Genomic DNA, 15,594 nt, shown 5'->3' with positions numbered 1-15,594 from the left:
CTTGACAGAATCAAGGCTGGTGTTCGCGTCAGCGGCGGACTCTGGCGCCTGGCATCAGTTCAGTCGCTTGAACCCGCCGTGGCATACCGGGCCCTTGAGCAGTCCCATCACATCACGACCATCCTCGCACTCTTTCACCATCCCGAAGATCGGATCGAGCGCGGTGAAATATCCATCGACGATCTCCGGCGTGTGCTCGGTGCAGGCGTACACACTATTGCCCGCCAAATAACCCTTGGTGAGCATTTCTTGCGTCACCAAAGTCTTGTAGGCCAACGCGTTCGGGCTTTGGAAGGTGTACCCCGTCAAAGCAGGCAGCCCCCATTGTTCGATCTTCAGGCCGTGCTTGTCAGCCAGTTTCTGCCAACGCGCGCGGACATCCAATCCGATCTTGGTGATGGTTTCCCAGGATTGGGTACGTTCCATCACTTCGAGCGTCTTGAGCGCCGCGGTGGGACCAATACGCTCGGTCCAGAAAGTGCTGCTGATGAAAGTGGACTGAGCGGCCTCCATGATCTCGCGGCGCCCAATGGTCGCGGTGATGGCGTAGCCGTTACCGAGCGTCTTGCCGAACATCGCCATGTCGGGCTCAACGTCGTACATTTTGTGCAGGCCACCAAACGTCTGACGGAAACCCGACGTGCACTCGTCAAAAATCAGCACAATGCCATGGTCGGTGGCCAGTTTGCGCACCTTGTGCAGGAAGTTATCCTCCGGGCCCTTGTTGCGCACCACTTCCATCTTGATGACGCCGATGTCGTGAGCTTTGACCAGGGCTTCGAGCTCGGCATAGTTGTTGTAGTTGAAAGGGAACACCGTGCCACGCAGATTCTGCGGCACCCCCTTCGGCTCCAGGCCGGGCAACAAATGGCCGGCCAGGTTTTCGTTCTCGCCCAGATTGGCCGATAGGTACCAGTCATGCCAGCCGTGGTAGCCGCAGACGGCGACCTTGTCCCGGCCGGAGGCGGCGCGGGCGATGCGGATGGCAATAGCGTTGGCCTCGCCGCCCGACCGTGCGAACCGCGCCATGTCGGCCCACGGATGCAGTTCGATCAGCTTCTCGGCTAGGTAGACCTCCTCGGGGCAGTTGAGCGTCGTCATATTGCCCAGGTCCACCACCTGACGCACTGCCGCGTCAACCTCCGGATTGCCATAACCCAGGCTGTTCGTACCGACACCCATTAAGGACATGTCGAAGTACTCGTTGCCATCCAAGTCCCATACCCTGCAGCCCTTCGCCTTGCTGAAGTACGCCGGCCATTGATCCGGCAGCATCATTTCGGCACGCTTGGACAAAAGCATGTTCCCACCCGGGATGATCTGCTTGGCGCGCTTCCAAAGTTTTTGACCGGTGCCCATACTGGCTCCTTCGTTTCGGATAAGTTGTTTGTTGGCAGAAAACAATTGCGGCTGGGCCTGCTGCAAATCCAGCACCTGCCGCCACGTGAAGTGAATTTCCGGAGCGAAATGCGCAAACACCTGAGAAATCACATCGAGATCGACCGGCTCATCCACCGTCCATCGCAATCCGGACAGGTCGTCCTTGTGACTCGTTCCAGCCCGGCTGAAGTGATCGGATCCCCTCAGGTAAGGGGTCACATGCTCACGGTCGAACGGCACGGACGTCTCTTTGGCAGCGCGCTCCAGCGCGGCAAAACTAAAAACCTCGATATCCAGACCATCAGGGTAGGTCGGCGGATCCGTATTCGAGAAGTAATCCACCTCGGCAACCTTATAGCCACGGATCACGTCATCGACCAGAGCAGGATCCACCAATGGACAATCACCCGTGATTCGAACGACCACCGTGGCGTCACTGATGCGCGCGGCCTGGTAATAACGGTCAAGCACATCGTCTTCGCTGCCCGCGTGACAGCGATATCCCAGCGAACGGACATGTTCGATCAGCGGCGCGTTCTGCGCTGCCTCCGACGTCGCCAGGACAATCTCGTCGATCTCGTTCGAGCACGACAGGCGAGCCAGTAACAGCTCGATCATCGGCTTGCCGCCGATGCGCTTCATGACCTTGTTGGGTAGGCGCGTAGAACCCATGCGCGCCTGTACGATCGCTACCACTTTCATAGGGCACTCCAGCGTGCGGGATTAACCAGATCGGTATCGATGGGAGACGGCCAGACCGGCAGGTCTGGCAGGGGCGCCTGCGTCACCGCGAGGATGCCACGCAATTGTTCCAGGCTGTCCACGCCGACGACCACCTTGTCCACTGATGGGACCGACAGCGCAAAGCGTAGGCACGCGTTTATGGCGGGAATTTCAGTTGCCTGTAACCAGCGTTCCCATTCCTGCCACAGGCCGTCCCAACGATCAAACTTCTCGGCCCTGTCGCCCCGCGCCATCAACAACAGGCCTTGCAGGAACACGGACCGCACATGCAATTCGATACCTGCCGCCTTGAGACGATCCGCCCAGCCGGAGACGATCATGCGCTGATCCAGCACGCTCAACGGTGCCTGCACCATGTCGATATCCAGAACCTGCAGGAGCGCTTCCAGCTCCTGCGGCGCATAGATCGACACGCCGACTTTTGCCACGAGCCCTTCGCGCCTCAACTCACGGAGGGTACGCGCCAGCGCGGCCCCCTGGCCCCCAAGAAGTTGCTCCGGGCGATGCAGCAGGAGCCCGTGCAGCGCATCGACACGCAAGCGCCGCAAAGATCCCTCGAGTTGCTGGCGCACCCAGGTGGCACAATCGCCGCAATCGTCGGGCATGCCCGGCAATTTGCTGATGATCTGCCAGCCTGCCACATTCGCATCGCCCAACGCCGACTCGCTATCACCGTAGGCAATTGCCGTATCGAGCGTATCGACACCCGAGTCCCGGGCATCCGCCAGAATATGGCGGACTGCAGACGGCGCCACCCGCCCCGTCTGGTTGGCGATACCGTACGGCAGGCCAAACTGCGCCGTTCCTAACACCAAACGCCGACTCATCCAATGTCTCCTGGCTAGCCGCGCAACGCTTGGCGCAGCACGTCGACCACGCGGTCTTGCTCGGCTTCTTGCAAAATCGCGTACATCGGTAGACTGATCGCCTCGGAGTAATAGCGCTCGGCCTCGGGAAAGTCCCCGGCCTTGAAACCCATGGCGGCGTAGTACGGCTGGAGATGTACCGGTATGTAGTGCAGATTCACGCCTATGCCATTTTGGCGCATCGCGTCAAACACTTGGCGATGCGTGCGCGCCGTCTTGTCCAATTGCAGGCGAATCACGTAAAGATGCAAACCGGAATACGTATCGGGATGCTGCCACGGCACTGTCACCGGGCATTCCGCGAGCAACCCGTCATACCGACGCGCCAGTTCATGGCGCCGAGCGACGAACTCATCCAGACGATCGGTCTGACTGACACCCAACGCCGCCTGCAATTCCGTCATGCGGTAGTTGTACCCCAGCATGATCTGCTGGTAGTACCAGTCCCCATCCGGAGCGTGCGTCATCTTGGTGGCGTCGCGCGTGATGCCATGGCTGCGCAACAGCGCCATACGTTCGGCCAGCTCATCGCTGTTGGTCATCGCGACGCCACCCTCGGCTGTCGTGATGATCTTCACCGGGTGAAAACTGAATACCGTGATATCGCTGAACTCGCAGGAACCGATAGGCTGATCGGCGTATCGCCCGCCGACTCCGTGCGACGCGTCTTCAATGATCTTGAAGCCATAGCGCTGCGCCAACGCATGGATGGCCCGCATATCGCAGGACTGGCCCGTCAGATGCACTGGCACCACCACCTTCGGCAACCGGCCTTCCCGCTCAGCCTGCTCCAGCTTGCGTTCAAGCGCCACCGGGCACATATTGTAAGTACTCGGATCGATATCCACGAAATCGACCCTTGCACCGCAATACAGACCGCAATTGGCCGACGCCACGAATGTGATGGGCGAGGTCCAGAGCCAGTCTCCCGGCCCAAGGCCCAGGGCCATGCAAGCCACGTGCAACGCCGACGTCGCACTATTGACGGCCAGCGCATGCGCCGTACCACAGTAGTCCGCCAGGAGTTTTTCAAACTTGGGGACGGCGGGTCCCTGGGTCAGATAATCCGATTGCAGCACACGCACGACGGCATCGATGTCCGCCTGGTTGATATGCTGCCGGCCATACGGAATGGATTGCATCAGATGGCTCCGATCTTTTCGCGATTCGCGTCGATCCAGGCCTGCAGTTCCTCGTCCCGCATCCATTCTGTGTTGTTATCGCTGGCATACACGAAACCCTCCGGCACCTTCTGGCCGGTCTTGATGCGCTTTTCGCAGGTTGCCCATCCATTGATTGTGGGCAGGATCTTGAAATGCTCAGGATACTCGTAGGTATAGTAGGCATCCTCGGCGCTGATCATCTGTTCATGCAGCTTTTCACCAGGACGGATGCCAATCACTTCCTGCTTCGCCTCGGGAGCAATGACGCGAGCCAGATCAGCAACCTTCATGGACGGAATCTTCTTGACGTAGATCTCACCGCCTTCCATATCCTCGAAGGCATGCCAGACAAGTTCCACACCCTCTTCCAGCGAAATCATGAAACGCGTCATACGTGGGTCCGTGATCGGCAACACGCCCTGATCCTTGATGGACATGAAAAACGGGATGACCGAACCGCGAGAGCCCATAACGTTGCCGTACCGCACCACGGCAAAGCGCGTGTTGTGGCCACCGGAGTACGAGTTGCCCGCCACGAACAACTTATCCGATGCGAGCTTGGTTGCACCATAGAGATTGATGGGACTGCTGGCCTTGTCGGTAGACAGCGCGACAACCCGCTTGATCCCCTTATCGATGCAGGCATCGATAAGGTTCATCGCACCGATAACGTTGGTCTTGACGCATTCGAACGGGTTGTATTCCGCAGTCGGGACGATTTTAGTCGCCGCGGCATGAACGACGTAATCCACGCCATCTAACGCGCGGTAGAGACGATCCTTGTCGCGCACATCGCCGATGAAAAAACGGATGCGATCATCTTTCTGGTACTTCTTGGCCATATCCCATTGCTTCATCTCGTCGCGCGAAAAGACGATTATCTTTTTGGGATTGTATTTGGCCAGCGTCATCGGAACGAAGGTATTGCCGAACGAACCCGTGCCGCCAGTAACCAGTATGGTTTTATTTTCGAACATGTCGTTAAATCCTATGGATTTTTAATCATTTCCAAAAAGGTCGCGGGTATACACCTTCGACTCAACATCAGCCAATTTTGGACTCATTCTATTGGCAACAATGACATCTGCACGCCGCTTGAATTCATCCAGATCGCGGATCACTTTAGAATGGAAAAACTCATCGTCGGTCAACGACGGTTCATATACGATGATTTCCACCCCCTTGGCCTTGATACGCTTCATGACTCCCTGAATACTGGACGCGCGGAAGTTATCCGACCCACTCTTCATTATCAGACGATATACCCCGACGACGCTCGGCCTGCGCGCCAGAATGCTATCGGCCACGAAATCCTTGCGCGTCGTATTGGACTCGACGATGGCATGAATCAAATTCTGAGGCACATCCCGATAATTAGCGAGCAACTGCTTGGTATCTTTCGGCAGACAGTAGCCGCCGTAGCCAAATGATGGATTGTTGTAGTGCGCACCAATACGAGGATCCAGGCCGACCCCTTCGATGATCTGACGCGAATCCAAACCGTGGGTGGCTGCGTACGTGTCAAGTTCGTTGAAATACGCTACACGCATCGCCAAATAAGTATTTGAAAACAGCTTTACTGCTTCGGCCTCGGTAGAACTGGTGTAAAGGATCGGAACATCCTCTTTCAGCGCACCTTCCCGAAGCATATTGGCAAATATCTCGGCACGACTTGACTGCTCACCAACGATAATACGAGAAGGATAAAGATTGTCATATAACGCCCTGCCCTCCCGCAAGAATTCAGGTGAGAAAAAAATATTGGCGCAATTCAACTGCCGGCGCATTTTCATGGTAAAACCAACCGGCACGGTGGACTTGATGACAATTACTGCCTCGGGATTGATCGCCATCACATCGTTTATAACCGCCTCGACGGTCCGGGTATCGAAGTGATTGGTTTTCGGATCATAATCCGTAGGCGTCGCGACAATAACGAAATCGGCCCCCTCGTAAGCCTCACCTTTGTCCGTCGTCGCCTTTAAATTCAAAGACTTGGTCTTGAGGTAGTCCTGCAACTCGGCGTCCACGATCGGGGTTTCACGCCGATTCAACATATCCACTTTCGACGCCACGACATCAAGCGCCACGACCTCATGGCGCTGTGCCAGCAGCACTGCGTTGGACAATCCGACATAGCCACTGCCGGCGACCGCAATCTTCATTCATTGGCCTCATTTATTTTCGACATCTCTTCCTTCAGAGCCTCGATCTCGACGCGTATAGCCTCGTATTCCTGCATCTTGCGTTTCAGAAAACGCGCGGTTAGCGACGTTTTTTCTGCAATTCCGGCGGGTGTCAACAAATAAACATAGCCGAATTTGTTTTTGCTGTGGCTGAAATTCTGCATTTTCACCAGCCCCTTTTCCATCAGGGCTTTAATGCAATAATTAACCCCGCCCAAACTGATTCCGAGCTCTTTCGCCAACTCGCGCTGAGTGATGTCCGGATTTTCCTCCAGACGCTTCATCACCCAGAAATGGGTATCTTCCTGTGATTTGAGTCGACGATCGATCATTTACAAGATGATTAAACCAAAGTTGAGGGGCGGCAGACTGTTCAACCGTCCGGCCAGTAGCGGCAGGGGATCGTTCAGCTTCTGAACAAAAAAGACACGCCAATCCACAATCGGGCGTACCCCCATGCATCAGCAGGGCATGCCCATCGATCCGTACTCGAATCCGCGTCTGGCCCCCCTCGTTGGCTGGCGGCCGGTCCGGGAAGCGCGCAAGAGTATGCATCTCGTCCCCTACCTTGCACAACAACCCAATTGTAACAATCACGAGACATCATGCGGGCGCAACAAGGAGCACTCTACCCCGCTCGTCAGTTATTGCACTTGCCGTAACAAAATAGTAAACATCGGGTGTTAGCACTAGCAACAAATCCCACCAAGCTACAGCAAGATACAACTGATTTCGACCACCCCGTCTACAATATTTATTTCCGCTGCCAAACGCAATTTATGACCACATCTCATAGCGCCCCAACCCCGATGGGCAGCAATTTCGACCTTGGGGACGTTATCGTCTTTCTCAGATCTAATGTAATCACTATTTTCATCTGTGGCACGATCGGCTTGCTGGCGGGGGCTGCGCACATATGGCTTACACCCAAGCAATACGAATCCGTAGGGCTGATTCAAAGTGCGTTGACAACGTCGTCGACCAATCTGCGCAGGGGCTCGTCGGCTCCCCAAATTCCTGTGGAAGACTCAGCCCTGACGATCGCCAGACTGCAAATACCGAGTTCCTATACCGATGCTGTTGTGAAACTTTGCGAGCCGTCGAGCAACGGTCCACTGAATCGCGAGGCAATGCTGAGCATCGTGAAGCCGACAATCAATCGCATGAGTCCGGGAGCCATCGAATTGCGAGTACGGCGAGAGGATCCGGCCGTGGCTCAGGCCTGTGCCCAGGCGGTGTTCGAGATGATACGACAACAGCAAATAGCGATGACCGAGCCGATGATCAAGTCGCTTGAAGAACAACGGACAACCGCGCAAGCCCAGATCGCGAGCGGCCAGGACATGATCAGGAAGATGGAGTCCGCTCAGGAAAAATCCGTGGCCTATCTGATCACTCGTGACGAAACCTTGGTCCAGCAGGATCGACTGCACTCGATCGACAACGACATCGGCTTTATCACTCGCAATCCGACCTCGTTGCTGGCCCCTTGGTACACACCAGAAACACCTGTGCTGCCGAAAGTACGCATCACCTTGTTGGCCGGCTTGCTCGCGGGCCTGCTGATCGGTGTACTGTATGCCTTGGGACGTCAGGTCTTGCGCACTTCAGTACGTCACAGATGATGCCTGGCGAGGCATACGCGCCTCGTCGAATGGGCCTCGCCCCTTCAATGCTCAGGCCACCTTCGTTGGCAGGACCGAGGTGAGCCCCCTGGCGGTGAGCGATCCTCAGACTGCGGTGGACCGGCCCAATTGGTCAATGATGCGCTGGACACCCTTGCCATCCACCAATTTGGCTGCGCGTTCGCTCAGGCCGCGCAACATCGCCGGCTGGTGCAGGGCATATTCGACAAGGTTCACACAGTCGCCGACTTGATCCGGCGATTCTCGCGACACGCCTAGTACCAACCCATCTTGTTCCAGGTCGCGCAACACTGGCTCCTGGTTATCCGCCACCGCGACCGCAATAGCGGGCGCGGCCAGGCAAAATCGTTCCCAATTGCTGCTACCGCTTGCACCGACAACAAGGTCGGCCGCATCAATCAATTCGGCCATACGGTCCGACTGGACGTGCAGTTGAACATCCGACCGCGCCATACACAACGACTGCAACAACGCACGCTGCGGATTGCCCCCTCCAATGACCACATCCATGAAACAACCGTCGTTGCGAGGCGGAAGCGCCGCCAAGAAACGGCCTGTATGATTGGCCAGGTCCATGCCGCCGAACGCGACTAGGATCTTGCGCACAGAGCCATCACGGACACGGCTCTGATCGCGCAGGCGCTGAAACTCCGATCGCAATAGCGCATAGCGGGGGCCGAGCAGCTGGACACAATGCGGAGGCACCCGCCCCCGGTAGCGGTCCGAATCACGGAAATAATTCTGGTCCAGCAATACATCGCAATCATGGTTGCGGTCTGCTAGGTCATCGATCACCAGGATCCCACCCACCCAGGGACGCAACGGCGACTGCCACGCCCGACCGAGCGCGTAGTGATCGACAACGAGCCAATCAGGGCGGACCTGGCGCAACACCCGTGCTGCAGCCTGTGCGTCTTGCGCCTGCGTAACCCCGAGCCACTTGCCGTAACCCTCGAGTTCCAGAGCGGGCTCGGCGTCATCCAGCCAATGCACAACATGTCCCTTGCTCTCGATCAGATCGCCAAGATGTGCAACGTGCCGCCGGGTAAGAAAATGCACTTGGCCACCTTGGCGCGCAATACCGTCCGCCAAGGCGAGGCATCGCATTACATGCCCCGCTCCGATCAAGAGAGAAGCGTCGGCCCGGATGGCAACAACGGGAAGCGGCCGCAGCATAGGAACCTGTCGAGAAACTCATGGGGGAATGACTCGCATTGTAGATCTGTATCGCACAAATGAGCAGAGCAGAGCCTCGTTCAAAACGCCTTTCGTCCGCGCGGGAAGGCATCAACCAGGTAGCAGGACCGAGCTATGATTGCGCCCACCCTTCCCACACCACACACTCATGCAATATCAGTCCATCCAAGCGCTTCGAGCGATCGCGGCATTGACTGTAGTCGTGTTCCACTCTCACTGGGCGTCAGCGTGGAACTCCAGCCAGCTCCTGCGACTGCCTCTCATTTCCGACTACGGATACATCGGGGTGGATCTGTTTTTCTGTATATCGGGCTTCATCATTTGCCACGTGGCATCGTCAGCGCCACGTTTCAATCCAATCCGATTTCTGCTCAAGCGCGTTTGGCGAATCGCTCCGCTGTACTGGGGGATCCTGGCACTGATCCTAATCTGGACGCTAGCCACCAACCGCTACGCCAATGAGATCAGCGCCTTGGGCATGAACGGAGTTATCAAGAGTTTCCTGATGTTCCCGATGGAGGCTTACCCGCTCCTTTCGCCGGGCTGGTCACTGGAACACGAAGTGCTCTTCTACCTGCTCGCCGCATTGGTCGTGCCTTTCTTTGGAACAGCCGGCCTCGCCGTGACCCTCTTCTGCCTTTGGGGAACCGGCCAACGGTGGACGGGCTGGGACTATCACCTGTTCTCTTACGCTCAGCTCTATTTCGCGGCCGGCATCCTCGCCTATCGGCTGCGTCATGCGCCGATGAGAGTCACTGGCGTTGTTTGCCTGGCGTCCCTGGCCGCCGGGTTGCTCATGCTCTATGGCATCGTCGGATTGCCCGGATGGCTCAGGCATCCACTATTCGCGACGGCATTTGGCGCTTTGATTTCCTTTCTGGCCGCCGCGGAACAGGCCGGCTTGAAGTTCCCAATGCCACTCCTCAAGCTGGGGGATGCATCCTACTCGCTTTACCTGGTGCATGGCCCCATATTCGTGGAATTGTCAGTCATTGGATATCGCTCAGGCATGCCGATCGAAATCTGGCGCTGGCTCTCGATCGCCGTCAGTATCGGCGCCGCGCTGTTGGCCCGACGCTACATCGAACTGCCAGCGCAGGAACTAGGTAGACGGTTGCCGGGAATGTCCGAAGCAAGGCCCGCATCGGTTTGAGCTCGAACGGCAAGTCCTTACTTGGCATGGTCTTTTTTCAAATTTGGGTTCACAATAAAAAGAAGAAGTGCCAAATAAAAGGAGACAGCCATGCGCATTGCAGATGCCCAATGGATTCCCTCCACCCAGCATCAAACCTGGGACGCCCTCACGGATCCCGCGGTATTGCAGCGATGCATACCGGGTTGCATCAGCGTGACACAGCGGTCCGCCACCGAATATGCGGTCACATTGCGGGCCAAGGTGGCCGGCATCGATACCGACTATGAAGGCGAAATCCTGCTGTCCGACGTCGATCCGCCCAACAGCTGCACGCTGGTGTTCGAGGGCAAGGGGCTGGCGGCCTGCCTGGCGATCGGCACCGCCCAGGTCAATCTCAGCACCAAGGACGAAGGCACCCGCGTCGCCTACACCCTCGCCGGCATGACCGGCGGCAAGCTGGCCGAATGCGGCGAGGGCCTGGTGTTGAAGGCCGGCGAGAAAATCATCGAACGCTTTTTCACTGCCTTCATCGACTACATGGCCGCGCAGCCGCGGCTGGCGCCGCCACCGCCGCCGCCGGAACCCCCCGGCCGCGGGCTGTCGAATTCACGCTGGTCGTGGGCCATCGTGGTGCTGGTCATCGCGGTTTTCTGGAGTTACCACGCCTTCTACAAGTGAAAACCCTAGTGGGCCGATGATATGCTTGGCGGCATGAACCCGCCCCCCCCATCGACCCAGCCCGCCGCTCCCGTACATTCCCGCCGCGATCTGCTGATGGCCATGGCGGGGGTCTCCGCCACCGTGGTGCTGGCGGCGTTCGATTCCACCATCATCAGCACCACCCTGCCGCGCGTGGCCGAGGCCCTGAACGGCATGGCGCTCTATGCCTGGGTCGGTACCGGGTATCTGCTGGCCACCGCCGCATCGATCCTGATCTTCGGCCGCCTGGGCGACATGTTCGGCCGCAAGCCGCTGATGCTCGTATCGGTGCTGATCATCGCCCTGGGTTCCATCGCCTGTGGCCTGGCGCAGTCGATGACGCAACTGATCATCTTCCGCTCGCTGCAGGGCATTGGCGGCGGCATGATGATCGCCACGGCCTTCGCCGCGCCCGCCGATCTGTTCCCTGACGCCAAGCAACGCGTGCGCTGGATGGCGCTGGTCTCCGCCGCGTTCGCCATGGCCAGCGGCATCGGGCCGGTGCTGGGCGGCGCGGTGACCCAGGCGCTGGGTTGGCGGGCCGCGTTCTTCATTTCGCCGATCGCGGCGGCCTTCACGCTCTTCCTGCTGGCCCGGTACTTCCCCCGCATCCGGCCGCTGCACGATGAAAGCCGCAAGATCGACTGGCTGGGCGCCGTCCTGCTCGTCATCGCGGTGGGCGCCCCGCTGGCGGCGCTGGAGCTGGCCTTCGCCAGCGGCGACCACGCCCATCCCGTGCTGGGCCTGTGCCTGGCGCTGGCCGGCGTCATTGCCATTGCCATCCTGATACCGACGGAGCGCAGGGTTGCCACCCCGATATTCCCGCTGCGCGTGCTGGCGGGCTGGGAGTCACGGCTTCTGAATCTGGCCGCCATGATGGTCGGCGCCGTCATGTTCGTCCTGATCTTCTACAGCCCCCTGCTGTTGCAGCAGGTGCTCGGATACTCCCCGAGCGAAGCGGGCCTGCTGCTGACGCCGCTGGTGGCCGCGATTTCGGTCGGCAGCATCATCAATGGCCGCCTCTTCCCCAGGCAGACCGAACCGCAGCGCCTGATGGTGTTCGGCGGCGGGCTGCTGGCGACAGGTTCGCTGATGGTGCTGCTGATTTCCCCCGGCACCTCGGCCTGGTGGATCCTGGCGGCCTTCTTCGTCAACGGCTGCGCGCTCGGCTTCCTGTTGCCGAACCTGACCCTGTTCATGCAGATGCTCAGCGAGCGCCGCGACGTGGGCGTGGCTTCCGCCCTCGTCCAGACCACCCGCGCCATCGGCAGCGCCCTCGGCACCGCGGTGGTCGGCATCCTGATCTCCCACAGCAGCGTACTAAACGGAGTGCGCACCGGCCTGGTCCTCTGTATCGTCCTGTCCCTGACCTGTGCGCTGCTGGCGCACCGGGTCAAGATGAAGAATCTGGCCACGAGCCGGAAGACAACGTAACCCGGGACTGAACGCATGCGTCAACGTGATCTGCTGGACCTTCTGGTACTGGCCGCCGTCTGGGGCGGCTCTTTTTTGTTCATGCGCCTGGCGGTGGCGGACTTCGGTCCGGTCGCGCTGATCGAACTGCGCGTGGGCCTGGCGGCGCTGTTCCTGCTGCCGATTGCCTTGTGGCGCGGCAAAATGCCGATCATCCGTCGGCACTGGAAATCGCTGCTGGTGGTCGGTACGCTCAACGCGGCGGTGCCCTTCCTGCTGTATGCCTACGCGGCCCAGTCGCTCGGCGCCGGATTCCTGTCCGTGGCGAACGCTGTCACCCCGGTCTGGGGCGCGGTCGTGGGCTGGCTGTGGTTCAAGGACCGTCTGCCCTGGATGCGGTCGCTCGGCCTCATGATCGGCCTGGTCGGTATCGTCGTGCTGGTCTGGGACAAACTGCACTTCCAGGACGGCGGCACCGGTCCTGCCGTGATTGCCGCGATTTCCGCGCCCATCTTCTACGGCATCGCCGCCAACTGGACCAAGCGCTTCCTGAGCGGCGTGGACGCCTTGGCCAATGCCACGGGCAGCATGATCGCCGCCTCGCTGGTCCTGCTGCCGCTGGCGATCTCCGCCTGGCCCGAAACACCCGCGTCGGGCTCCGCCTGGATCGCCACCATCCTGCTGGCGATCGTCTGCACCGGCGCGGCCTATATCGTGTTCTTCCGGCTGATCGCCAATGTCGGCCCCACCGGGGCCGTCAGCGTCACCTTCCTGGTGCCGATCTTTGGCGTCGTCTGGGGCGCCTGGTTCCTGGACGAGGCCATCACGCCATCCATCGGCGCCGGCGCCGCCATCATCCTGGTCGGCACGGCGCTGGCCCTGGGGCTGCTGAAAAAACGCGCCTGAGGCGGCGCGCGTCAATACTTGTCCGACGTCCCCGTCAACGCCACCCCGATCCGCAGCAAGGTATAGGACGCCGCGTCCACCCAGCGCCGCACCCAGCCGCGCCGCTGGTACTCCAGCGGCCGGATGAAGCGCCCGCCCTGCTCGATGGCCGCCTCCAGCCGCTCCTGCAGGTCCCAGGCGAACGGCTGGTCGTCGACCACCACGTTGGCCTCGCGCGCCAGCAGCAGGCTGAAGGGGTCCAGGTTGGACGAGCCCACGGTGGCGACGTTGTCGATCACGGCCACCTTGGCATGCAGGTAGCTCGGCATGTACTCGTAGATCTCGATGCCGTCGCGCAGCAGCTGGTCGTAGAGCGAGCGCGTGGCGTGGTACTGCATGCGGTATTCGACCTTGCCCTGCAGCAGCAGCCGCACGCGCACGCCGCGCGCGGCGGCCTTGGCCAGGGCGCGGCGGAACTGGCGGCCGGGAAAGAAATAGGCGTTGGCGATGAGGATGTCGCGCCGCGCCTGGGTGATGCCGTAGAGATAGGCGCGTTCGAAGGTCTGGCGAAAGCGCAGGTTGTCGCGCAGCACCAGCGCGGCGCGCAGCTCGCCGCAGGGCGCGACGTGCGCGTGGCTGGGCTTGGTCAGGCGCATGCGGTTCCAGTCGCGCGGATGGCGCCGCAGGCGCGCCCAATTCAGGCGGACCCACAGCAGGTCCTGGGCATAGGCCGCCTCGGTCACCAGCGGGCCGCGCACCTGCACCGCGAAATCGAAGCGCGGCGCCGAGATGCCATCGGTGGGATCGAGGTCGTCGTAGTCGTCGATGATGTTGATGCCGCCGATGAAGGCGACGTTGCCATCGACGATGGTGACCTTGCGGTGCAGCCGTCGCAAGCGGCTGCGCGAAGGAATGAACCTGGCGAACCAGCGCGGTTCCGGGCGGAAGACGCGGCATTGCGCGCCCGCGCCGGTCAGGCGCTCGCGCAGCGTGTCCACCGTCTCGGCCGCGCCGAAGCCATCGAGCACTACGCGCACCTTGACGCCGCGCGCGGCCGCCGCCATCAGGCAGTCCAGGACCTTCAGGCCGGTGCGGTCCAGCATGAAGATATAGGTTTCCAGGTGCACGCTGGACTGCGCCGCGTCGATCGCCTGGCACAGCGCCGGGAAGAATTCGGTGCCGTTCTGCAGCAGCCGGATGTCGTTGCCGTCGGTCCACTCCAGCCTGACCTGCTCGGCCTTCACGGGAGTTCCAGCTCGGCCAGCAAGGGGGAATGATCGGACAGCCGCGCCCACTCGCGGCCCCGCAGCACGCGCGCGCTGCGCACGGCGAAGCCGCGTTGGTAGATGCGGTCCAGGCGGAACCAGGGGAACACGGCCGGGAAGGTGCGCGGCGGCGGCAGCAACAGGCGCGAGCTGCCGTCCATGCCCAGCTGGTTGGTGCGCTCCAGCACCGACACGCCGCTGTTGGGCAGGCCGCGCAGGGCGTTGCTCAGGCGCTTGACCGAATCACGCAGCCGCGGCAGTTCGCCGCCATGGCTGCGCGGCGCATGCGAGAACACCTCGTACAGGCCCAGCTGCTGCACGAACAGCGGCGCCAGGCGATCGCCCCAGTCGTTGAAATCGCCCGCGATCAGGATGGGCTCGCCGTCGGGCACCATGCGCCGGATGCGTTCGGTCAGCGCCAGGATCTGGCGGCTGCGGCTGCCGGCGAACAGCCCCAGGTGCACCACGAAGCAATGCACCGAACGGCCGTCGAGCTCGATGGTCGCGTGCAGCAGGCCGCGCTGCTCCAGCCGGTGGTCGGAGATGTCCTGGTTTTCGTGGTCAAGAATGGGAAAGCGCGACAACAGGGCGTTGCCGTGGTCGGTCTCGTGGCGGATCGCGTTGCGGCCGTAGGCCACGTCCAGCTTGAGCGCGGCGGCCAGCGATTCGTGCTGGGCGTCGAGCAACGACTTCTGCTCGTTGCGGCCCTGCACTTCCTGCAGGAAGACCAGGTCGGGGCGCAGGCCATACAGGCCCAGGCGCAGTTCATTCAGGGAGTCGCGGCGGCCCAGCGCCGAGCGGCCCTTATGGATGTTGTAGCTGACGACACGGATGAGCGACATGGAGGAGATGGCGCCTCTCAAGACAGTGAAACCGCCAACCGCGGCCCACAAAAAAAGGAGCCCCGGCAAGCGCCGCCAACCCAGGCGGCGTCTGCCAGATTACTCCAATTCCATGAACCCTTCCCACCTCGGAGACACCCTGAAACCAGAGTGACCGGGCCGGTGCGCGTCCC

General features: G+C 60.4%; 14 protein-coding genes. 5 read left to right on the top strand and 9 right to left on the bottom strand.

Going from position 1 to position 15,594, the window contains the following annotated elements:
- Positions 1–54: 54 nt before the first annotated feature.
- From AOZ53_RS13665 to AOZ53_RS13640, 6 genes are read right to left on the bottom strand one after another with little or no spacing between them, the layout of a single operon-like run.
- The gene (locus tag AOZ53_RS13665) at positions 55–2,082 is read right to left on the bottom strand and encodes an aminotransferase class III-fold pyridoxal phosphate-dependent enzyme (protein WP_054430810.1); all 2,028 of its coding nucleotides are present in this window, start codon (positions 2,080–2,082) and stop codon (positions 55–57) included.
- Positions 2,079–2,951, bottom strand: coding sequence for an aldo/keto reductase (locus tag AOZ53_RS13660; RefSeq protein WP_054430812.1), 873 nt, complete (start codon positions 2,949–2,951; stop codon positions 2,079–2,081). Before AOZ53_RS13660 ends, AOZ53_RS13665 begins: the two co-directional genes overlap by 4 nt.
- A gap of 14 nt (positions 2,952–2,965) precedes the next feature.
- A complete protein-coding gene (pseC, locus tag AOZ53_RS13655) occupies positions 2,966–4,132 on the bottom strand; it encodes a UDP-4-amino-4,6-dideoxy-N-acetyl-beta-L-altrosamine transaminase (RefSeq protein WP_054430814.1) in 1,167 nt (388 codons plus the stop codon).
- The gene (gene pseB / locus AOZ53_RS13650; protein ID WP_054430818.1) at positions 4,132–5,130 is read right to left on the bottom strand and encodes a UDP-N-acetylglucosamine 4,6-dehydratase (inverting); all 999 of its coding nucleotides are present in this window, start codon (positions 5,128–5,130) and stop codon (positions 4,132–4,134) included. The genes pseC and pseB overlap by 1 nt, the downstream gene beginning before the upstream one ends.
- Before the next feature lie 21 nt (positions 5,131–5,151).
- Complete coding sequence (locus AOZ53_RS13645) at positions 5,152–6,318, bottom strand: nucleotide sugar dehydrogenase (protein ID WP_054430819.1); 1,167 nt, start codon at positions 6,316–6,318, stop codon at positions 5,152–5,154.
- Complete coding sequence (locus AOZ53_RS13640; protein WP_054430821.1) at positions 6,315–6,671, bottom strand: MarR family EPS-associated transcriptional regulator; 357 nt, start codon at positions 6,669–6,671, stop codon at positions 6,315–6,317. The genes AOZ53_RS13645 and AOZ53_RS13640 overlap by 4 nt, the downstream gene beginning before the upstream one ends.
- 348 nt (positions 6,672–7,019) lie before the next feature.
- Here AOZ53_RS13640 and AOZ53_RS34175 point away from each other — a divergent pair, with 348 nt between their 5' ends.
- Positions 7,020–7,964 carry a hypothetical protein gene (locus tag AOZ53_RS34175; protein WP_197286484.1) on the top strand — a complete coding sequence of 315 codons (945 nt, stop codon included), beginning with the start codon at positions 7,020–7,022 and terminating at the stop codon, positions 7,962–7,964.
- Between the two features lie 105 nt (positions 7,965–8,069).
- On the opposite strand, the gene pseG is transcribed toward AOZ53_RS34175, so the two are convergent.
- Positions 8,070–9,161 (bottom strand): UDP-2,4-diacetamido-2,4,6-trideoxy-beta-L-altropyranose hydrolase, encoded by a 1,092-nt coding sequence (gene pseG, locus AOZ53_RS13630; RefSeq protein WP_054474519.1) that lies wholly within the window; start codon positions 9,159–9,161, stop codon positions 8,070–8,072.
- Positions 9,162–9,330: 169 nt separating this feature from the next.
- Between pseG and AOZ53_RS13625 the strand changes: the two genes are divergently transcribed.
- The 4 genes from AOZ53_RS13625 to AOZ53_RS13610 all read left to right on the top strand — a co-directional run bounded on the left by AOZ53_RS13625 (position 9,331) and on the right by AOZ53_RS13610 (position 13,335).
- Positions 9,331–10,335, top strand: coding sequence for an acyltransferase family protein (locus tag AOZ53_RS13625; protein ID WP_054430826.1), 1,005 nt, complete (start codon positions 9,331–9,333; stop codon positions 10,333–10,335).
- Positions 10,336–10,425: 90 nt separating this feature from the next.
- Positions 10,426–10,995 carry an SRPBCC family protein gene (locus tag AOZ53_RS13620; protein WP_054430828.1) on the top strand — a complete coding sequence of 190 codons (570 nt, stop codon included), beginning with the start codon at positions 10,426–10,428 and terminating at the stop codon, positions 10,993–10,995.
- Positions 10,996–11,091: 96 nt separating this feature from the next.
- Positions 11,092–12,450, top strand: coding sequence for an MFS transporter (locus AOZ53_RS13615; protein WP_054474522.1), 1,359 nt, complete (start codon positions 11,092–11,094; stop codon positions 12,448–12,450).
- A gap of 15 nt (positions 12,451–12,465) precedes the next feature.
- Positions 12,466–13,335, top strand: a complete 870-nt coding sequence (locus tag AOZ53_RS13610; protein WP_054488208.1) for a DMT family transporter — start codon at positions 12,466–12,468, stop codon at positions 13,333–13,335.
- Between the two features lie 11 nt (positions 13,336–13,346).
- Here AOZ53_RS13610 and clsB read toward each other — a convergent pair whose 3' ends face one another.
- Positions 13,347–14,558: a cardiolipin synthase ClsB gene (gene clsB / locus AOZ53_RS13605; RefSeq protein ID WP_054430833.1), complete on the bottom strand. Its 1,212-nt coding sequence runs from the start codon at positions 14,556–14,558 to the stop codon at positions 13,347–13,349.
- Positions 14,555–15,421 (bottom strand): endonuclease/exonuclease/phosphatase family protein, encoded by an 867-nt coding sequence (locus AOZ53_RS13600; RefSeq protein ID WP_006389688.1) that lies wholly within the window; start codon positions 15,419–15,421, stop codon positions 14,555–14,557. Before AOZ53_RS13600 ends, clsB begins: the two co-directional genes overlap by 4 nt.
- Positions 15,422–15,594 lie beyond the last annotated feature (173 nt).

The sequence above is a fragment of the Achromobacter sp. 2789STDY5608621 genome, from assembly GCF_001299375.1.
GTDB classification, from domain to species: domain Bacteria; phylum Pseudomonadota; class Gammaproteobacteria; order Burkholderiales; family Burkholderiaceae_B; genus Achromobacter; species Achromobacter insuavis.
Note: the sequence above shows the minus strand (reverse complement) of the source record. Positions and strands in the feature narration are given on the sequence as shown.

Excerpts from the sequence above, each read along its gene's own strand:
- AOZ53_RS13665 (WP_054430810.1), bottom strand. The coding sequence starts at position 2,082 with ATGAAAGTGGTAGCGATCGTACAGGCGCGCATGGGTTCTACGCGCCTA.
- AOZ53_RS13610 (WP_054488208.1), top strand. The coding sequence starts at position 12,466 with ATGCGTCAACGTGATCTGCTGGACCTTCTGGTACTGGCCGCCGTCTGG.
- pseB (WP_054430818.1), bottom strand. The coding sequence starts at position 5,130 with ATGTTCGAAAATAAAACCATACTGGTTACTGGCGGCACGGGTTCGTTC.
- AOZ53_RS13625 (WP_054430826.1), top strand. The coding sequence starts at position 9,331 with ATGCAATATCAGTCCATCCAAGCGCTTCGAGCGATCGCGGCATTGACT.
- pseC (WP_054430814.1), bottom strand. The coding sequence starts at position 4,132 with ATGCAATCCATTCCGTATGGCCGGCAGCATATCAACCAGGCGGACATC.
- AOZ53_RS13640 (WP_054430821.1), bottom strand. The coding sequence starts at position 6,671 with ATGATCGATCGTCGACTCAAATCACAGGAAGATACCCATTTCTGGGTG.
- pseG (WP_054474519.1), bottom strand. The coding sequence starts at position 9,161 with ATGCTGCGGCCGCTTCCCGTTGTTGCCATCCGGGCCGACGCTTCTCTC.
- AOZ53_RS13660 (WP_054430812.1), bottom strand. The coding sequence starts at position 2,951 with ATGAGTCGGCGTTTGGTGTTAGGAACGGCGCAGTTTGGCCTGCCGTAC.
- AOZ53_RS13620 (WP_054430828.1), top strand. The coding sequence starts at position 10,426 with ATGCGCATTGCAGATGCCCAATGGATTCCCTCCACCCAGCATCAAACC.
- AOZ53_RS13600 (WP_006389688.1), bottom strand. The coding sequence starts at position 15,421 with ATGTCGCTCATCCGTGTCGTCAGCTACAACATCCATAAGGGCCGCTCG.
- AOZ53_RS13645 (WP_054430819.1), bottom strand. The coding sequence starts at position 6,318 with ATGAAGATTGCGGTCGCCGGCAGTGGCTATGTCGGATTGTCCAACGCA.
- AOZ53_RS13615 (WP_054474522.1), top strand. The coding sequence starts at position 11,092 with ATGGCCATGGCGGGGGTCTCCGCCACCGTGGTGCTGGCGGCGTTCGAT.